Annotated in this window: 13 protein-coding genes; 4 read left to right on the top strand and 9 right to left on the bottom strand. The window is 44.6% G+C overall.

Annotated features, from left to right (window positions below):
* Positions 1 to 60 precede the first annotated feature (60 nt).
* The 4 genes from RJ41_RS07840 to RJ41_RS07825 form a co-directional block, all read right to left on the bottom strand.
* Positions 61 to 1,515, bottom strand: coding sequence for a sensor domain-containing diguanylate cyclase (locus tag RJ41_RS07840; protein WP_039219016.1), 1,455 nt, complete (start codon positions 1,513 to 1,515; stop codon positions 61 to 63).
* A 168-nt stretch (positions 1,516 to 1,683) separates the two neighbouring features.
* Entirely contained in the window at positions 1,684 to 2,499 is an 816-nt protein-coding gene (locus RJ41_RS07835; protein WP_039219011.1) for a choice-of-anchor H family protein, read from the bottom strand.
* 112 nt (positions 2,500 to 2,611) lie between these two features.
* Positions 2,612 to 3,010: a ribonuclease E inhibitor RraB gene (gene rraB / locus RJ41_RS07830; RefSeq protein ID WP_039219009.1), complete on the bottom strand. Its 399-nt coding sequence runs from the start codon at positions 3,008 to 3,010 to the stop codon at positions 2,612 to 2,614.
* 32 nt (positions 3,011 to 3,042) lie between these two features.
* Positions 3,043 to 3,768: a 1-acylglycerol-3-phosphate O-acyltransferase gene (locus tag RJ41_RS07825; RefSeq protein ID WP_039219006.1), complete on the bottom strand. Its 726-nt coding sequence runs from the start codon at positions 3,766 to 3,768 to the stop codon at positions 3,043 to 3,045.
* A gap of 203 nt (positions 3,769 to 3,971) precedes the next feature.
* Between RJ41_RS07825 and RJ41_RS07820 the strand changes: the two genes are divergently transcribed.
* A complete protein-coding gene (locus RJ41_RS07820; protein WP_039219004.1) occupies positions 3,972 to 5,111 on the top strand; it encodes an HD-GYP domain-containing protein in 1,140 nt (379 codons plus the stop codon).
* Positions 5,112 to 5,210: 99 nt separating this feature from the next.
* Here the strand turns inward: RJ41_RS07820 and glnG are convergent, their stop codons facing one another.
* The 4 genes from glnG to glnA all read right to left on the bottom strand — a co-directional run bounded on the left by glnG (position 5,211) and on the right by glnA (position 10,101).
* A complete protein-coding gene (gene glnG / locus RJ41_RS07815) occupies positions 5,211 to 6,620 on the bottom strand; it encodes a nitrogen regulation protein NR(I) (protein WP_039219002.1) in 1,410 nt (469 codons plus the stop codon).
* Positions 6,610 to 7,695 (bottom strand): nitrogen regulation protein NR(II), encoded by a 1,086-nt coding sequence (gene glnL, locus RJ41_RS07810; protein WP_039219001.1) that lies wholly within the window; start codon positions 7,693 to 7,695, stop codon positions 6,610 to 6,612. Before glnL ends, glnG begins: the two co-directional genes overlap by 11 nt.
* Positions 7,696 to 7,825: 130 nt before the next feature.
* A complete protein-coding gene (locus tag RJ41_RS07805) occupies positions 7,826 to 8,452 on the bottom strand; it encodes a hypothetical protein (protein WP_039219000.1) in 627 nt (208 codons plus the stop codon).
* 239 nt (positions 8,453 to 8,691) lie between these two features.
* On the bottom strand, positions 8,692 to 10,101 hold the full coding sequence (glnA, locus tag RJ41_RS07800; RefSeq protein ID WP_039218996.1) for a glutamate--ammonia ligase: 1,410 nt from the start codon (positions 10,099 to 10,101) through the stop codon (positions 8,692 to 8,694).
* Positions 10,102 to 10,558: 457 nt separating this feature from the next.
* Between glnA and typA the strand changes: the two genes are divergently transcribed.
* The 3 genes from typA to RJ41_RS07785 all read left to right on the top strand — a co-directional run bounded on the left by typA (position 10,559) and on the right by RJ41_RS07785 (position 14,568).
* On the top strand, positions 10,559 to 12,391 hold the full coding sequence (gene typA / locus RJ41_RS07795; protein ID WP_039218995.1) for a translational GTPase TypA: 1,833 nt from the start codon (positions 10,559 to 10,561) through the stop codon (positions 12,389 to 12,391).
* 361 nt (positions 12,392 to 12,752) lie between these two features.
* Positions 12,753 to 13,130, top strand: coding sequence for a response regulator (locus tag RJ41_RS07790; RefSeq protein ID WP_039218993.1), 378 nt, complete (start codon positions 12,753 to 12,755; stop codon positions 13,128 to 13,130).
* A gap of 262 nt (positions 13,131 to 13,392) precedes the next feature.
* Positions 13,393 to 14,568, top strand: a complete 1,176-nt coding sequence (locus RJ41_RS07785) for a MalY/PatB family protein (RefSeq protein ID WP_039218990.1) — start codon at positions 13,393 to 13,395, stop codon at positions 14,566 to 14,568.
* Between the two features lie 48 nt (positions 14,569 to 14,616).
* Here the strand turns inward: RJ41_RS07785 and RJ41_RS07780 are convergent, their stop codons facing one another.
* On the bottom strand, positions 14,617 to 15,813 hold the full coding sequence (locus RJ41_RS07780; protein ID WP_039218988.1) for an Nramp family divalent metal transporter: 1,197 nt from the start codon (positions 15,811 to 15,813) through the stop codon (positions 14,617 to 14,619).
* Positions 15,814 to 15,839 lie beyond the last annotated feature (26 nt).

The following is a 15,839-nucleotide window of genomic DNA, read 5'->3' as shown; positions in this document are numbered from 1 at the left end:
CGTTGGGTTTAGCGGCGCGAGAATGTTTAGAGTAAGCGGTAGGCGCTTTTTTAATGTCGATTAAAGCACTTTTCTTGATTTATCGTCTAAAGGCTTTGGCGCTGATATTGGTGAAATATTCTCACCTTCTTGAATGCACTCCACTGTATTTCTTCCACTATTTTTTGCTTTGTAGAGCGCTTTATCGGCATAGGTGAGAAGTTGTTTGGGGCTTTTGTGCTGGAGTTCATTTGTTTGCACTGCACCAATGCTCACCGTGATTTTATGGCTTTTTAGAAGCGGCTGGGTCTCGTGTAATTTGCTGACTTTTTGTCTAAGTCTATCCAGTATTTGGTGGGGCGAAACTTGGCTTAGAAGCACAATGCAAAAAGCAAATTCTTCTCCTCCAATCCTGCCTATTGCGTCTTCGGAGCGAAAAAAACTCTGCATTGTTTGCGCTACGATGGTTAATACTTCATCACCAAACCCATGCCCTAAGTTATCGTTTATTGATTTAAAGTGATCAACATCAGCAATACCTACCAGTACTTCATAGCTGTTGCGCTTGGCAAACATTAACGACTTAGAGAAAGCATCCATAAAGGCACGCCTGTTGGGAATATTTGTTAGGGCATCAAAATATGCCAGCTTTTCTAATTTGAGATTAGCGTCGCGTAGTTCACTTGTGCGTTCATGCACTAAACTTTCTAAATCGTGTTTTATTCGTTTCAACTCTGAGTTTCTTTTATCAAGCTGTTCAGACTGAAACTTCATCTCGCTTACATTGCGCTGAACAGCAGCAAAGTGTGTAACTTCACCAAAATCGTTAGTCAGCGGGAATATGTTCATTTGCACCCAGAACGGTGTGCCTGTTTTTGTATAGTTCAACAGTGTTTCCGTACACGGATGTTGTTCGATAAGGGCTTGGCGAATGCGATCAGTGGACGCTTTGTCTGTTAAAGTTCCTTGAAAAATTCTGGGCGTTTCGCCTATTAATTCTTCTAAGGAATACTCAGTATGTTTACAGAGAGCTTCATTAGCGTAAATGATCTTGGGAGAGAGTGGGGCGTTGATGTTTTTCGCTTCTGTCACCAAGATCATGTCTTGTGAATTTTGCACAATGTCTTTATAGGAAAAGTCGTTTATTTTTGTGGTAATGTTCGTAAAGTAAACGACGACAAAGGGAGGTGTAATTCCGTTTCCGCTATGTTTCTCTGGGTAGGCATTTACATTAAACCAAGCGGTCTTTTCTATTGTTTTGTCGATAATGCCTAATATTTGATTATCTACAGGTTTGCCCGTAGATAGCACTCGTACTACGGGTAATTCATCGTAGGAAAGCCGTCGGTTTTGCCTATCAATGAATTCCCACGCCTCTACATCCATGCTTTTGTCTTTTAGTTCTTCAAGGCTTAAACTAAGCATCGACGCAGCAGCAGGGTTGGCATACTCCACAGCGCCAGAAGCATTGTGAATAACCACGCCAATTTGCGTGTTTTCTAATAGATTAAACAAGTTAACATTGTTGAAACTCATTGCACTACACCACTTGAAAGCGTCAGTTTGTACGGTTTTTCTATGTACATTGGCGAATCAACGTCAATTAGAGAGAGGGGTTAACTTATATATTAGACTTTAGTTTAAGAAATAGCCAAAAGCTGTGTTTCAAACAGCTTTTGGCGAGAGCGAACTTAGAAGGGAAAATTAATGGCGAGAGGGTTTGTTTAACCGTCTTTTGAGTACAATCCCCCCTAGAAAAAACAATGAAAGTACTGACCAGGCTCCGCCGTGTTCTTCTACTATCACAACCGAATCTTCTACAATATATTCGTTGTTTTCACTCTCAAGAGCGAGGTAGGCCAATGCACTGTCGTCATAGGCATCGGTAAATGCCACCAATACTTCAGTATCTGCATCGTAAAGTTCCAACAAGATGTCGTATTCGCTAGGTGGAAAGCCAGATATTAACGAACTTTCGATGGTGAAGGTATCGGTTGAATCTTCTGAATAAATATAAAACTCAGACGACACGTGGATGGCTTCGTAAATACCGTCTTTACCTAAATACAATACCGCGTATACCGGTGCCCGAGTAAAAATAGTGTCGGCATCAAATTCAATCGAAAACGCAGAGTGGTAACCATCGTAATCAATATCTTGTTCGAGCGTTACCCAGCTTTCATAGATCCAGAACTCATTAACGCTGCTTACTACAATGTCGCTGGATGATTTGTTTACACCCAAATGTTGCTGATGCTTATCGGTTTTACTAAGTGTATTTTGTTGTGTGCCAGTGTCATCGGTAGATTGCTTAACCACACTGTTATTAGACAGAACGTCTGTTGTTTTAGGCAAAAGTGATTCAGCGGCTACAAAGGGGTGGTCGTAGCGGAATTCGGTAGAGATAACCTGTTTATCTTCTGATTTACTGTCAGGACTTGCATGTGCAGGTGATACAAGCGCAAGCTGTAATGTGGCGATAGCAGAGTATGCAGTAAGTGTTAATACTAAGTTTTTCATCTGTCCATCCTTTTCCAATCGATAATGACAGGGTCATTGTTAATCAAAAAAGATGAACAAAAGCTGAAGAGTAACTTAATGGCTCCTCAGCTTGTGAAATAGGCGGTTAGGTTTAGTCGTCGAAGAAATGGTCCTCTTCTTCGTATTCACCTTCCTCGCGCGGTTCAAAGTACGTACCCCATCCATCGTAGGTCACGTCGTGCTTGTCGGCAATTTTTAGCAAAGTGTCTGAATCAGCATTAAGCTTTTCAATATTAAGCTTTCTTTCTACCACGGCGTCGAAGCAAAAAATGGTCTCGCCATCATCTAGCATGAGCTCTTCAGCATCTGTCACTTCAAAACCGGCTTTGAACGCATCAACGGCTGCCTTTTCTAACACGTCGAAGTCGGTGCTGGCGAAGTGGTGCTCAATGGTGTAGTCGGCATCGGCTTGACTGCCATCTTCTAGAAGGGCATCAATAGTTTCTTGGTTAAACTCGTACCACTCTTCTCTTTCATCGAACTGGGTCATAATAAACACTCGTTAGCAATTTAGGCGCAAGTTTACCTGCTTTTTTCCAGTTCATCGACCTGTGTATTAAGCGCATCAAACTTTTGTTTCATTTCATCGTTAAAGTGCGCCATCCACTCTTTGATCGAACGCTCTTCCGTTAGCGGTTCAGGCGAAGAAATATCAATAAGCACAATCCCGTTGTCCCAACGATTCCACTTTACTTTATTGTGTAGGTTACTGGCCGTTACCATAACAATCGGCTCATTGGTGGTTTTGGCTAACCGAAATGCGCCTTGCTTAAAAGGCAGTATACCTCTTCCGTAACTTCTGGTGCCTTCAGGAAATAGCCAAACAGATGTTCTCTTCTTAGCGATACGGTTGGCGGCAATATCCAAGGTATTGCGCGCTTTTCCTGAATTTTTTCTATCGATCATGATGTTCCCAGACAGCCAATAAATTTGGCCGAAGATAGGGATCCACTTCAAACTTTTTTTGCCAATAGTGACCACGCCGGGAAGGGCAGCTTTACAAATTGTAATTACATCAAAGCTGTTTTGATGATTAGCGATAAAAACATAGGGCTCGTTCGTTTTTACAGCGGGGTCTCTTTGTATAACAATTTTGAGGCCCACTATTTTAGCCATAAGCGAATACAAACTACCGGCGGCATGCACGTTATCTTTATGAAAAGGGCGCACAATACAAATGATCAGCAAAATAATGTTGATTAATAAAAAGGCGATAAACAGTGCCGGTATGCGAAATAAAGCGATCAAAACAACTCCTAGATACAATTGACGCGCGCAGTATAGATGAAGTTTCAGCGTACACTTGTCCGATGAGTTTTTACAGCATTAAGGCTTACAAGGTACATCACTCGTAAAAGTTCCTCTTTTATCACCTTTAGTATGAGGAAATTTTGCCGATACCGAATTACAATAAGCAATAGTTTAATTGAACCTGACTCGGTAACCAGTACATGCAGACATTTACTCCAGATGACCTAGAAGAGGATATTCTTGCTGACCTTATGGAGGAAATAAATGAACTCTACGAATCAAGCGAGCAAACCTTGATTGAGCTAGAGCTTCGCCCTGAAGATAACGAACTGCAGCGTGCTCTGTTTCGCTCAATCCACACCATTAAAGGCGACTTGGGCTTGGTTAATTTCTCTCCCATGATCCCGCTCTTGCAGCATGTCGAAGACTTGCTCGATTACTTGCGCAAGGGACAGGTAGCGTATACCAGTACTATGAGCGACTTGGTGCTGCTTACTATGGACAGGGTTAAAGCCTTTGTTGAGGCTGTGATGGCTGACGGTAAAGCTGAGTATGACGATAACCTCCATAATCAACTGGTATTGGCAATTGGTCGTGTAACACCAGAAAATACAGCGGAACACGAGAAGCGCCTTACTGAAGCGGTTTTACTGTTAAATCCGGCGTTAGATATTGTTGCCGATGATGATGACCCGCAAAGTGTTCAGATAAAACCACCTACATTAGCAGCAACGGGTATACCAAAAGACATTAGCAGTGAAAAGAAACAAGATATTTTGTTTTTTCGTGACCTAATGCAAACCATTGAACGTCGCTCTAATTATTGGGGGGGAAGGGGCGATCGTATTGCTAAGTTAGCTATGTATATCAACGACGTTGCGGAAAAGCCGATTGACGAAGACCAACTGGCGGTAGCCAGTTATGTTCATGATTTCGGCATGGCGTTTATGCCATTAAAGTTATTGCACAAAGGCGATGAATTAAGTGACATCGAGTTCAACCTAATGCGCTCGCATGTTTACAAAAGTGCGCGTCTTTTAGAGCACCTAGACCAATGGGATATGGCCCGTAAAATAGTGATGCAGCATCACGAGCGCACCGATGGAACCGGTTATCCGCTAGGCATAAAAGAAGACGATATCTGTGAAGGCGCTAAGCTGCTTGCTATTGTTGATACCTACGACGCAATGACGCACCCAAGGGCGCACAATGAAGATAATGTGCTTTCTAAAAAAGAAGCGGTAATTGAGATCAATCGTAGTGCCAAAGGGCAGTTTAGTATGAAATGGGTGCGACTGTTTAATCAGGCTATGACAGCGCTTTTAACTAAAGGGCAGTAATTAATCACTGGAGCTATCACATCATGGCTGCGGGCTTGGAATTACAGGTGGCTATGAGATAGCAGAAGGTTCCCTCTGCTATCTGAAAAGCGTTAAGGTCTAGTTAACCCCTAACTCTTTAAGCTTACGGGTAAGCGTATTTCGCCCCCAACCTAAACGCTTAGCCGCATCTTGCTTGTGACCATGCGTGTGTTGAAGTGCACGCTCAAGCATAACACGCTCGAAAGTCAGCATAGCGTCGTTAAGGATATTATGATGGCCATCCCGAAGCTGTTTGTCGGTCCAGCTAGCGAGTAAATCTGGCCAATCACCCGATTCGGCACTAGGTTTTTCAATACTGCTATCACCATGAATTTCCGGTGGCAGATCGCTGGGTAAGACCTCTTGCCCACTTGCCATTACGGTTAACCATCTGCATACGTTTTCAAGCTGCCTAACGTTACCAGGCCAGGGTAGTTGAGACATTACGCGCTCAGCTTCTTTAGAAATGCTTTTAGCTTCTACATCAAGCTCTTTGGCAGCTCGGCGAAGGAAGTGGCGCGTTAACAGCGGAATATCTTCGCGGCGTTCGTTCAGCGATGGAAGGTGTACACGAATAACATTTAAACGATGAAATAAATCTTCCCTAAATTTACCTTCAGCAACCCTTTGTTCTAGGTTTTGGTGTGTAGCGGCAATGATGCGCACGTCCACACTTACTGACTGGTGACCACCTACGCGATAAAACTGGCCATCGGCAAGCACACGTAAAAGGCGGGTTTGCACGTCTAACGGCATATCACCGATTTCATCCAAGAACAGTGTTCCACCATCAGCCTGTTCAAAGCGGCCTTGACGAGCAGCTTGGGCTCCCGTGAAGGCGCCTTTTTCATGACCAAACAGCTCAGACTCGACCAAGTCAGCCGGAATTGCCGCCATATTAAGCGCTATGAAAGGTTTGCTCGCTCTTGGGCTGTGTCTGTGAAGCGCATGCGCCACCAGTTCTTTACCCGTACCCGATTGGCCGTTGATAAGCACGCTAATTGAAGAACGTGAAAGTCTACCTATGGCACGGAAAACTTCCTGCATAGCAGGCGCTTCGCCGATAATTTCTGTTACCACATCTTCAACTTGCGTTTTTGAAACGGTTGACTGCTCTCTTGCGTGAGCAAGCGCGCGCTGCGTTAAGGTTACCGCTTCGTCAATATCAAAAGGTTTTGGCAGGTATTCAAATGCCCCTTTTTGATAAGCATTCACAGCACTGTCTAAATCCGAATGCGCTGTCATAATGATGACAGGCAGCAGTGGGTGCGATGCATGTACTTCGTTCAGTAACGTCATGCCGTCCATTTGTGGCATTCTTATATCTGAAATGATGACTTCAGGGGCTTGACCGCTTTGAAGTTGAAGCAATAAATCTTCAGGGTTTTCAAAACTCAAACAGCTGATGTCAGCTGCTTGTAAGGCCTTTTGCAGCACCCAACGAATAGAACTGTCATCATCGACAATCCACACAGACTCATTCGTCATCGTCTGTCTCCTTACGATCTATTGGTATGTAAATTACGAACTCAGTGTGACCAGGGTAGCTGTCTACATCTATTTTGCCGCCGTGGTGGTTTATTAGGGTTTGTGATATGGACAAACCCAGCCCAGAGCCATTTTGCTTACTCGTGACCATGGGATAGAAAAGTGTATCTTTAATTTCAGCTGGAATGCCTGGACCGTTATCAATGATCTTAATTTTTGCTACCAGTGCATGACGCTTTGTTTGAATTGTCATTTGACGTTCTATTCGCGTCACCAGCCTAATTTCGGGATTAGGTGTTTGACTTTCGGTTAGTGCCTGAACGCTATTGCGCACAATGTTGAGTACCGCTTGCTGAATCATGTCAGGGTCGAGCATGAGAGGTGGAATACTTGGATCATAGTCGCGCACTATAGTTATGGGGTTGTCCGAGTCAAAACGCATTAAGCTACGTATTTTTTCAAGTGCTTGATGCACGTTACTCTCTTCGAACCGAGGTAATGAATTCGGCCCTAGCAAGCGGTCAACTAAGTTTCTCAGGCGATCAGATTGCTCAATGATCATGCGCGTGAATTCTTTATGCTCTTCCGTCAGCTCTTTTTCTAATAACTGTGCTGCGCCCCTAATACCGCCCAGCGGGTTTTTTATCTCGTGAGCCAGACCTCTCACTAACTCTCGTGCCGCGTAGTGCTGCGCGTTTTGTAAATTCTCTCGAGAAATACGCTTTTGCTGGTCAATTTTTTTTACTTCAAATAGCAGTCGTGGGCCGTCTTCGAAGTGCAAGTTGGTAACGGTTAAGTCGGCAGATACATAGCGGTTATCTCGAAAAGCCAACTTAATTTCGTTTTCGGTGAAATCTTCACCTTTTCTGATGGCAGCTTTAAGTCGGGTGGTTTCTATTGTGCCCGGCAAGAAAAAATCTTGGAGGGGGTGTCCGATAAGTTGTTTCAACCCAGTTTCAAACAATGCTTCTCCCGCATGGTTGGCGTAAACAATTGAAAGTTTGTTGTCTACCATTACCAATGCGGTATTAAGGCTATTGATAAGCTGTTGTGTTTCTAACTCGGTGGAATGCATCCGAGCTCGTCTCCTTTGCACCATAATTGTGCATTGTAGCTTGCAATGAAGCGTTGCGCGAATAAAGAGACCAAGATGAAATATTCACTGAACCTCTATGGTGCGCATACACAACAGTGGTTGCACGCTATTAGTTATTAATTAACGCCGATGCCTGATGAAGGTAAAGGGTTTGTAATGGAGACGATGCAAGAGTCTTGCCCGTATTGTTCGTGAGTTCAACTTTATAAGTATGTGCCCCACGATGGATACCAGAAAGCTTAAAAACGCCTGAACTATTGCTAGCTAATGGGGCGTCGTCAAAGATTAATCGGTAGATTGGCGCTTTGGTTGCACCAGGTTGTGCCGCAGAGATGGTTAACTCTCCTAAGTTATTTCGGATTGTCGCTTCCGGTGCAGGTGACTTAATGACTACGCGATATTTGAGCTTGGGGGCAGCCGGCTTCGCAGGGGGAGGTGGGGTAACCTTTGCCGCGGTTACTACGTTTTGCGTTTTTACATCGAACGCTAAGGGTTCTGCGTTTTGCTGCGGCTTGTCGGTGTAAGTCACAGAGCCGTCTTTACCTACCACCTTGTATATGGTCATTGGAGAGGTAGCTGCAGCTGACGTTGTATTGTCGCTTTGTTCGGTTTTGCTTTCTTGTGCTTCTTGTTGGGTACTTTCTTGGCTCAGCATTTCCGCTTGCACAGGCAGTAAGCCGTTGCCGCTACTTAGTAATAGCGAAAGTAAGCAAATGTGTCGCGTCATGTTGTGCACGTGTCGTTACCTGATTAATCTGGTTTTGGCTAGCTGGCTAATTCACATAGCTTGCTACGTTTGGCTTATTGATAACCTCTTTAGATGTATGCAAATGCAAGCGGGCAAAGCCCTGTGCGCAGTTGATGCAGCATGAAAGAGTGTTCGTTAGCATAGCTATAAAAACATAGTAGATAAATCGTACGCATAAAAAAAGCCCGCAGAGCGGGCTTTAGTATAAATTGCTATACAGTGCGGATTTACACGCTGTAGTACATGTCGAACTCAACTGGGTGAGTAGTCATGTTAAGTTTGGTTACTTCTTCAGACTTAAGGTCGATGTATGCATCAATCATGTCGTCAGTCATAACGCCACCTGCTTTAAGGAAGTCGCGGTCGTTATCAAGAGCTTCAAGCGCCATTTCTAGCGAGCTTGCAACTGTTGGAATTTCAGCAGCTTCTTCTGGCGGTAGGTCGTACAAGTCTTTATCCATTGAATCACCAGGATGGATCTTGTTCTTAATACCGTCGATACCCGCCATAAGCATAGCGGTGAACGCTAGGTATGGGTTGGCTGTTGGATCAGGGAAACGTACTTCGATACGACGCGCTTTATCGCTAGTTACGTGAGGAATACGAATAGACGCAGAACGGTTACGTGCAGAGTATGCAAGCATTACCGGTGCTTCGAATCCAGGAACTAGACGCTTGTATGAGTTAGTAGAAGCGTTAGCAAACGCGTTGATTGCGCGCGCGTGCTTGATAATACCACCGATGTAGTAAAGTGCTTCTTCAGAAAGGCCTGCGTACTTGTCACCCGCGAAGATGTTTACGCCGTCTTTAGAAATAGACTGGTGGCAGTGCATACCAGAACCGTTATCGCCAACTAGAGGCTTAGGCATAAAGGTAGCAGTTTGGCCGTATGCGTGTGCAACGTTGTGAACAACATACTTATAAACTTGGATTTCGTCAGCTTTCTTAACTAGCGTGTTGAATTGGCAAGCAATTTCGTTTTGGCCAGCAGTTGCTACTTCGTGGTGGTGCGCTTCGATAACAAGGCCCATTTCTTCCATAACTAGACACATTGCTGCACGGATATCGTGCGCAGAGTCCACTGGTGGTACTGGGAAGTAACCGCCTTTAACGCCAGGGCGGTGTGCCATGTTGCCGCCTTCAAACTCTTCGCCAGAGTTCCACTTTGCTTCAGAAGAGTCAATCTTGTAAAAAGAACCCGCCATGTCAGTGTGGAAGCGTACGTCATCAAAAAGGAAAAACTCTGGCTCTGGGCCGAAGAAACATGTGTCACCGATGCCAGTTGATTTTAGGAATTCTTCTGCACGACGAGCAACTGAACGTGGGTCACGCTCATAACCTTCCATTGTAGAAGGCTCAACCACGTCACAACGGATATTTACTTGTGTCTCTTCAGCGAAAGGGTCAACTACGCAGCTGTCAGCATCTGGAAGAAGAACCATGTCTGATTCGTTGATGCCTTTCCAGCCAGCGATTGAAGAACCGTCGAACATTTTACCTTCTTCGAAAAACTCTTCATCAACAACGCTCGCAGGAATAGATACGTGTTGTTCTTTACCCTTTGTATCGGTAAAACGTAAATCTACAAACTTCGCTTCACTTTCTTTAATCAGCTCTAATGCCTTTTCTACTGACATCGTGTCCTCCAGGTTTAATGTAAAAATGCGGAATGATCAGCTTCACTCCAACAGTGGCAAAAGTGAAAGCGATTATCATGCCATTTATATGTATACCGATTTCTGTGGCATAGACGGGCATCTATCACTTCCGTTTGAATTAAATTGCATCATATTGGTGCAGTGTTGCACCAATATGGCATATTGTGCTCATTTATACGTCAATCAGCCTAGATTACTTTGTAGCGTATAGCCACCAAATATGATCAATTAGGTGTAATGGGGCTGGTTGTTTATTGAACAAGTGTTTGAAAACCAATAAAACTCGTTTCCATCAAAAAAAAGATGCGCAAACGTCGTGGTTTTTCTGTACAATCCGCGCAAATTTTTCTATCTGCATTTTTTTGCAACAAATCTAACGCATACTCCTTTCCACTGAATTGAAGTAGACGTTGATTTACACAGGCTCTATATAAGCATGAATACCACTGATATTAATAAATTGCGTAACATCGCAATCATCGCCCACGTTGACCACGGTAAGACCACCCTGGTAGACAAACTGTTACAGCAGTCTGGCACCCTTGAATCTCGAGGCGAGCAAGAAGAGCGCGTAATGGACTCGAACGACATCGAGAAAGAACGTGGCATTACCATCCTAGCTAAGAATACAGCGATTAACTGGAACGACTACCGTATCAACATCGTAGACACTCCAGGACACGCTGACTTCGGTGGTGAAGTAGAGCGTGTAATGTCGATGGCTGACTCTGTACTTCTACTTGTAGATGCGCAAGAAGGCCCGATGCCACAAACCCGTTTCGTTACGCAAAAGGCATTTGCTCAAGGTCTTAAGCCAATTGTTGTAATCAACAAAATCGACAAGCCTGGTGCGCGTCCTGACTGGGTTATGGATCAAGTTTTCGACCTATTCGACAACCTAGGTGCAACTGACGAACAGCTAGATTTCCAAGTTGTTTATGCGTCTGCACTTAACGGTTGGGCATCACTAGATGCAGATACTAAAGAAGACGATATGACGGCATTGTTCCAAACTATCGTTGATCAGGTTTCTCCTCCTGATGCAGATATCGACGGCGCATTCCAAATGCAGATCTCTCAGCTTGACTACAACTCATACGTGGGTGTAATCGGCGTAGGTCGTGTTAAGCGTGGTTCTGTTAAGCCAAACCAACAAGTAACGGTTGTTACTGCTGATGGCAAAAAGCGCAACGGTAAAGTTGGCCTAGTTTACGGCTACCTTGGCCTTGCTCGTCACGAAGTTGAATCTGCTCACGCGGGCGACATCATTGCAATCACAGGTCTTGGCGAACTTAAGATCTCTGACACCATTTGTGACATCAACACTGTAGAAGCACTTCCTCCGCTTACGGTTGACGAGCCTACAGTAACCATGACGTTCCAGGTAAACACCTCGCCGTTTGCAGGTAAAGAAGGTAAGTATGTAACGTCTCGCAACATTCTAGAGCGTCTTAACGACGAACTAGTACACAACGTTGCGCTTCGCGTTGAAGAAACTCAAGACCCTGATAAGTTCCGCGTATCAGGTCGTGGTGAACTTCACTTAGGCATTCTTATTGAAAACATGCGTCGTGAAGGTTACGAGCTTGCTGTATCTCGTCCAGAAGTAATTCTGAAAGAAGTAGATGGCGAAACACAAGAACCTTACGAAACGCTGACTATTGACTGTGAAGAGCAACACCAAGGCTCTATTATGGAACAGCTTGGTCTGCGTAAAGCAGAAATGACTGACATGTCTCCAGATGGTAAAGGTCGTGTACGTATTGACTTTATCATTCCAAGCCGTGGCCTAATTGGTTTCCAAACAGACTTCATGACGATGACGTCAGGTTCTGGTTTGCTGTATCACACGTTCGATCACTACGGTCCGTACAAAGGCGGTATCATTGGTAAGCGTAAAAACGGTGTTCTTATTGCCAACGCAAATGGTAAAGCACTAACTAACGCCCTGTTTAACCTACAAGAGCGTGGCCGCCTATTTATCGGTCACGGTGTTGAAGTTTACGAAGGTATGGTTATTGGTATTCATAGCCGTGACAACGACCTAACAGTAAACGCGCTTAAAGGTAAGCAGCTTACAAACGTACGTGCCTCTGGTACTGACGAAGCGCAAACTCTAGTTCCACCAATCAAAATGTCTCTTGAGCAAGCGCTTGAGTTTATCGATGATGATGAACTAGTAGAAGTAACGCCAGAGTCTATCCGTATTCGTAAGAAGCTTCTTACTGAAAACGAGCGTAAGCGCGCATCACGTGCACCTAAGTCTTAATAGCTTCTAAGACTTACATTGATTTTAAAAATGCCAGCGTCAGCTGGCATTTTTTTTCCATTTTGCCGATGAGTTTAGCCTGTAACTTTTCAAATCGTGTGTCAACTTACACACCGTCACTTCCCATCAATAAAACGGCTTTCTAGCGTTATCACTAAAACGTTAGAAAAAGTTTAAATATCGACCAAAGGTTAGTGGTTAAATACATTCAGAGATTCTATGCTTGAAAAAAGCAGTCCGCATAGTTCAATACCCAGCGAGCACTTATCTATGCGGATTGGTACAATAGGCAAACGCCTTAACACATCAGCTAAGTCGTTGTAATATTTACGTCAAATGACCTAATGAAAGGGGAAGGGTAGTGTTTTCTGTAGCAGTAGTTGAAGATGATCCTATCACGCTTGATCTTATAACCGACGCGTTGGAAACGCGGTTAGATGCTACCGTATATCCGTTCACGCGTAGTAAGTTTGCAAGGGATTTTTTGCTGCAACAAAGCTCTGAATCTATAAGTTTGATTATTAGTGATCAAATAATGCCAGATTATGACGGACTTAGTCTCCTAAAAACCTGTCAGTCATCTGGCTTGAATGTTCCATTTTTACTCATTACTGCCGACCCTAGCAAAGAATTAGTAATAGAAGCACGTAAACTGCAAGTCACCGGGTTTTTGGCTAAGCCACTTAACATGGAAGAGCTTGTACAAAAGTCGAAAGAAGTGGTGTCTAAGGCTAGCTAAGTCTATCGATGTTTTTACACTTTATTGCTTACACGCTAAACGTTTCTGTGTGAACAGTAAATCCATACCGGACTTAATGACGGCTTCCGTAAAACTGACGTATTCGGCAATGCTCATCTTTTTTGCTTTTGGAACTATTTATTTATCTCTAATAAAGCACATTTCGATATAGCAAATTCGGGTTAATTCGTCTCACCCTCTAGTTTATGAGGCGCTAAGATTCTACACTGTTGACATAAGTTTTTATGCAACAGGATGTAATGTGAGCGCCTTATTCGATAATACCCCTCCTAGAAAAGACACGTTTTCGTTTAAATGGCAAAAGTACAAAGGGAAAGACATCATTCCTGCGTGGGTTGCCGATACTGAGTTTCGTTGCGCGCAGCCAATTCTAGACGCCATTTCGGGTCAGGTTGAGCATGGCAACATGGGTTACATACTGCCTGCACATCACGAAGGCGCTATTCAGGCTGTAGTGAGATGGCTTAAAGATAAGCATAATTGGGAAATTCAACCCGAGTGGCTAGTGTGGACACCAGGCGTTGTGCCAGCTTTTAACGTAGCGTGTAAAGCCTATTGTGAACCCGGTGATAAAGTACTTATTCAAACACCTAATTATCCGCCCCTACTGGCTGCCCCAAAGCTAAATGGTCTCGAACGGGTAGATATAGGCACGGTAGTGCAAAATGACGACGGCACGAGTTCTGAAACTATCTCAAGCGTTGAAGGTGCGCGCTATACGTTAGATTTTGAAGCATTAGAAAGAGAAGCGGCTGATCCTAAATGTAAGCTGTTTATTCTTTGTAACCCAATGAACCCGGTAGGTTCGGTGCTTACTAAAGCTGAGTTAGATCGCATTGCTGAGATCTGTAACGCGAACAACGTTAAGCTATGTTCTGATGAAATCCACTGCGACCTTATTCTAGAAGAAGGCAAGCAGCACATACCGGCGGGCCGCGAGTCGAACCTTGCTGAAAATAGCGTTACGCTAATGGCTGCCAGTAAAACATTTAATATTGCTGGTTTGGGAACGTCTTTTGCCATCATCCCTAATCGCCAACTGCATCAGGCATTTACCAATGCCGCAGCGGGCATCGTACCTTGGGTTACTGTATTGGGCTTGGCGGCTACAGAAGCAGCATTTACTCAATGTGACGAGTGGCATCAGCAGCAACTTACCTACTTGCGTGAAAATAGAGATATGGTGTTTAACACAGTAAACAGTATTGACGGGCTTAAAATGCTCAAAGCCGATGCGACTTTCCTTGCGTGGGTAGACGCCAGTGGACTAGGTGTAGAGAACGTCCAGCAGTGGGCCGAAGAGAAAGGCGTAGGCCCGTCACCAGGCATCGATTTTCACAAGGCCGATCATTTCAGAATTAACTTTGGCTGCAGCAAAGCGATGCTCCAAGATATTCTGCAACGCCTTGCCAGCTAGAAATTTAGGGGGGCAGAGTCATGACTCTGACCCCCTAATTTGGGGCTGTTAGCTAAATACACCGACTAGTTTATACAGACCTAAACCAATTACAGTACCCACTACTAGAAAGCCTGCCAGGTTACTTTTCCATGTGTTTCTAAACTCTCCCAGTGCGGTGCTTTTATTCATAACGACCAATAGAAATATGGCAATAATTGGCAGTAAAAGAGCATTAGTCGCTTGAGCAAACAAGATGGCGGGTAGGGGCTTAAAGCCAAGTGCTGCAACGCTGACACCCACTACAATGATGATAAACCATACCGCTTTAAAGCTCTTGCTTTGCATATCGTCAGAAAGCCCCAGAGCTCCTGTTACCGCATAAGCGGCTGCTAGCGGCGCAGTGATAGCACTGGTTAAGCCTGCGGCGAATAACCCTAGTGCAAAGAACCACTGAGCTTTGTCACCTAAAACCGGTTTAAGCTGTTCGCCCATGTTTGAAGCGTCCATAGTGGCAGCTTGATTGAAGAACGCCATCATTGCTGTTGCCATTACGATAAGCGTGATAAGCCCACCCATACTAATAGCTCTAGCAGACTGGTTTCGGCACGCGACGACCGCTTCTTGTTTATCTTGGCCTTTCGATGATTTTGCAACTAGGCTCGCGTGAAGAAACAAGTTATAAGGCACGATGGTGGTACCAATAAGCGCCAGCACCGTGGTAATGGCGTCAGCGTCCAGCCGCGGAGACATTAACTGACTAAACATCGCGGCGATATCAGGTTTGGCTACCAACAGCGTGATAAGAAATACGCCAGCCATAATAAAGACGAGATAAACCAGTACTGTCTCTATCCACTTGTAGCTGCCCGACCAGAGTAAAACTATAGCGATCGTGCCCAAAATACTGGCCCAGGGGCCAATGCCTATACTGATAAATGCGTCTAGCCCGATTGCAGCGCCGGTTAGGTTGCCCGATTCATAGGCTGCGTTGCCAATGCCGATAGCACTGACAATAAGCACGATAAAAAGATTCTTTAGCCATGGCTTGTAAGCCATGTTTTTCATTGCACTGGCTAGGCCTTGGCCGCTGGCCACACCTAAACGCGCAGCCATGTCTTGCAATACTATGGTTGCGAATATGGAGAAAAGGAGCGCCCATACTAGGTGAAAGCCAAAGTTTGCTCCTGCCAGACTTGCCGTAGTTACTGTTCCAGGGCCAATAAAGGCGGCCGCGATGATGTATCCTGATTTATCTTTTGCCATTGCAACGACTCTTAGTTAAGTTTTGC

It is taken from the genome of Alteromonas marina (genome assembly GCF_000808575.1).
In the GTDB taxonomy this organism is placed as follows: domain Bacteria; phylum Pseudomonadota; class Gammaproteobacteria; order Enterobacterales; family Alteromonadaceae; genus Alteromonas; species Alteromonas marina_A.
Note: the sequence above shows the minus strand (reverse complement) of the source record. Positions and strands in the feature narration are given on the sequence as shown.

Coding starts and splice junctions, on each gene's coding strand:
- RJ41_RS07835 (WP_039219011.1), bottom strand. CDS start 2,499: ATGAAAAACTTAGTATTAACACTTACTGCATACTCTGCTATCGCCACA.
- RJ41_RS07820 (WP_039219004.1), top strand. CDS start 3,972: ATGCAGACATTTACTCCAGATGACCTAGAAGAGGATATTCTTGCTGAC.
- RJ41_RS07840 (WP_039219016.1), bottom strand. CDS start 1,515: ATGAGTTTCAACAATGTTAACTTGTTTAATCTATTAGAAAACACGCAA.
- glnG (WP_039219002.1), bottom strand. CDS start 6,620: ATGACGAATGAGTCTGTGTGGATTGTCGATGATGACAGTTCTATTCGT.
- RJ41_RS07780 (WP_039218988.1), bottom strand. CDS start 15,813: ATGGCAAAAGATAAATCAGGATACATCATCGCGGCCGCCTTTATTGGC.
- glnL (WP_039219001.1), bottom strand. CDS start 7,695: ATGCATTCCACCGAGTTAGAAACACAACAGCTTATCAATAGCCTTAAT.
- typA (WP_039218995.1), top strand. CDS start 10,559: ATGAATACCACTGATATTAATAAATTGCGTAACATCGCAATCATCGCC.
- rraB (WP_039219009.1), bottom strand. CDS start 3,010: ATGACCCAGTTCGATGAAAGAGAAGAGTGGTACGAGTTTAACCAAGAA.
- glnA (WP_039218996.1), bottom strand. CDS start 10,101: ATGTCAGTAGAAAAGGCATTAGAGCTGATTAAAGAAAGTGAAGCGAAG.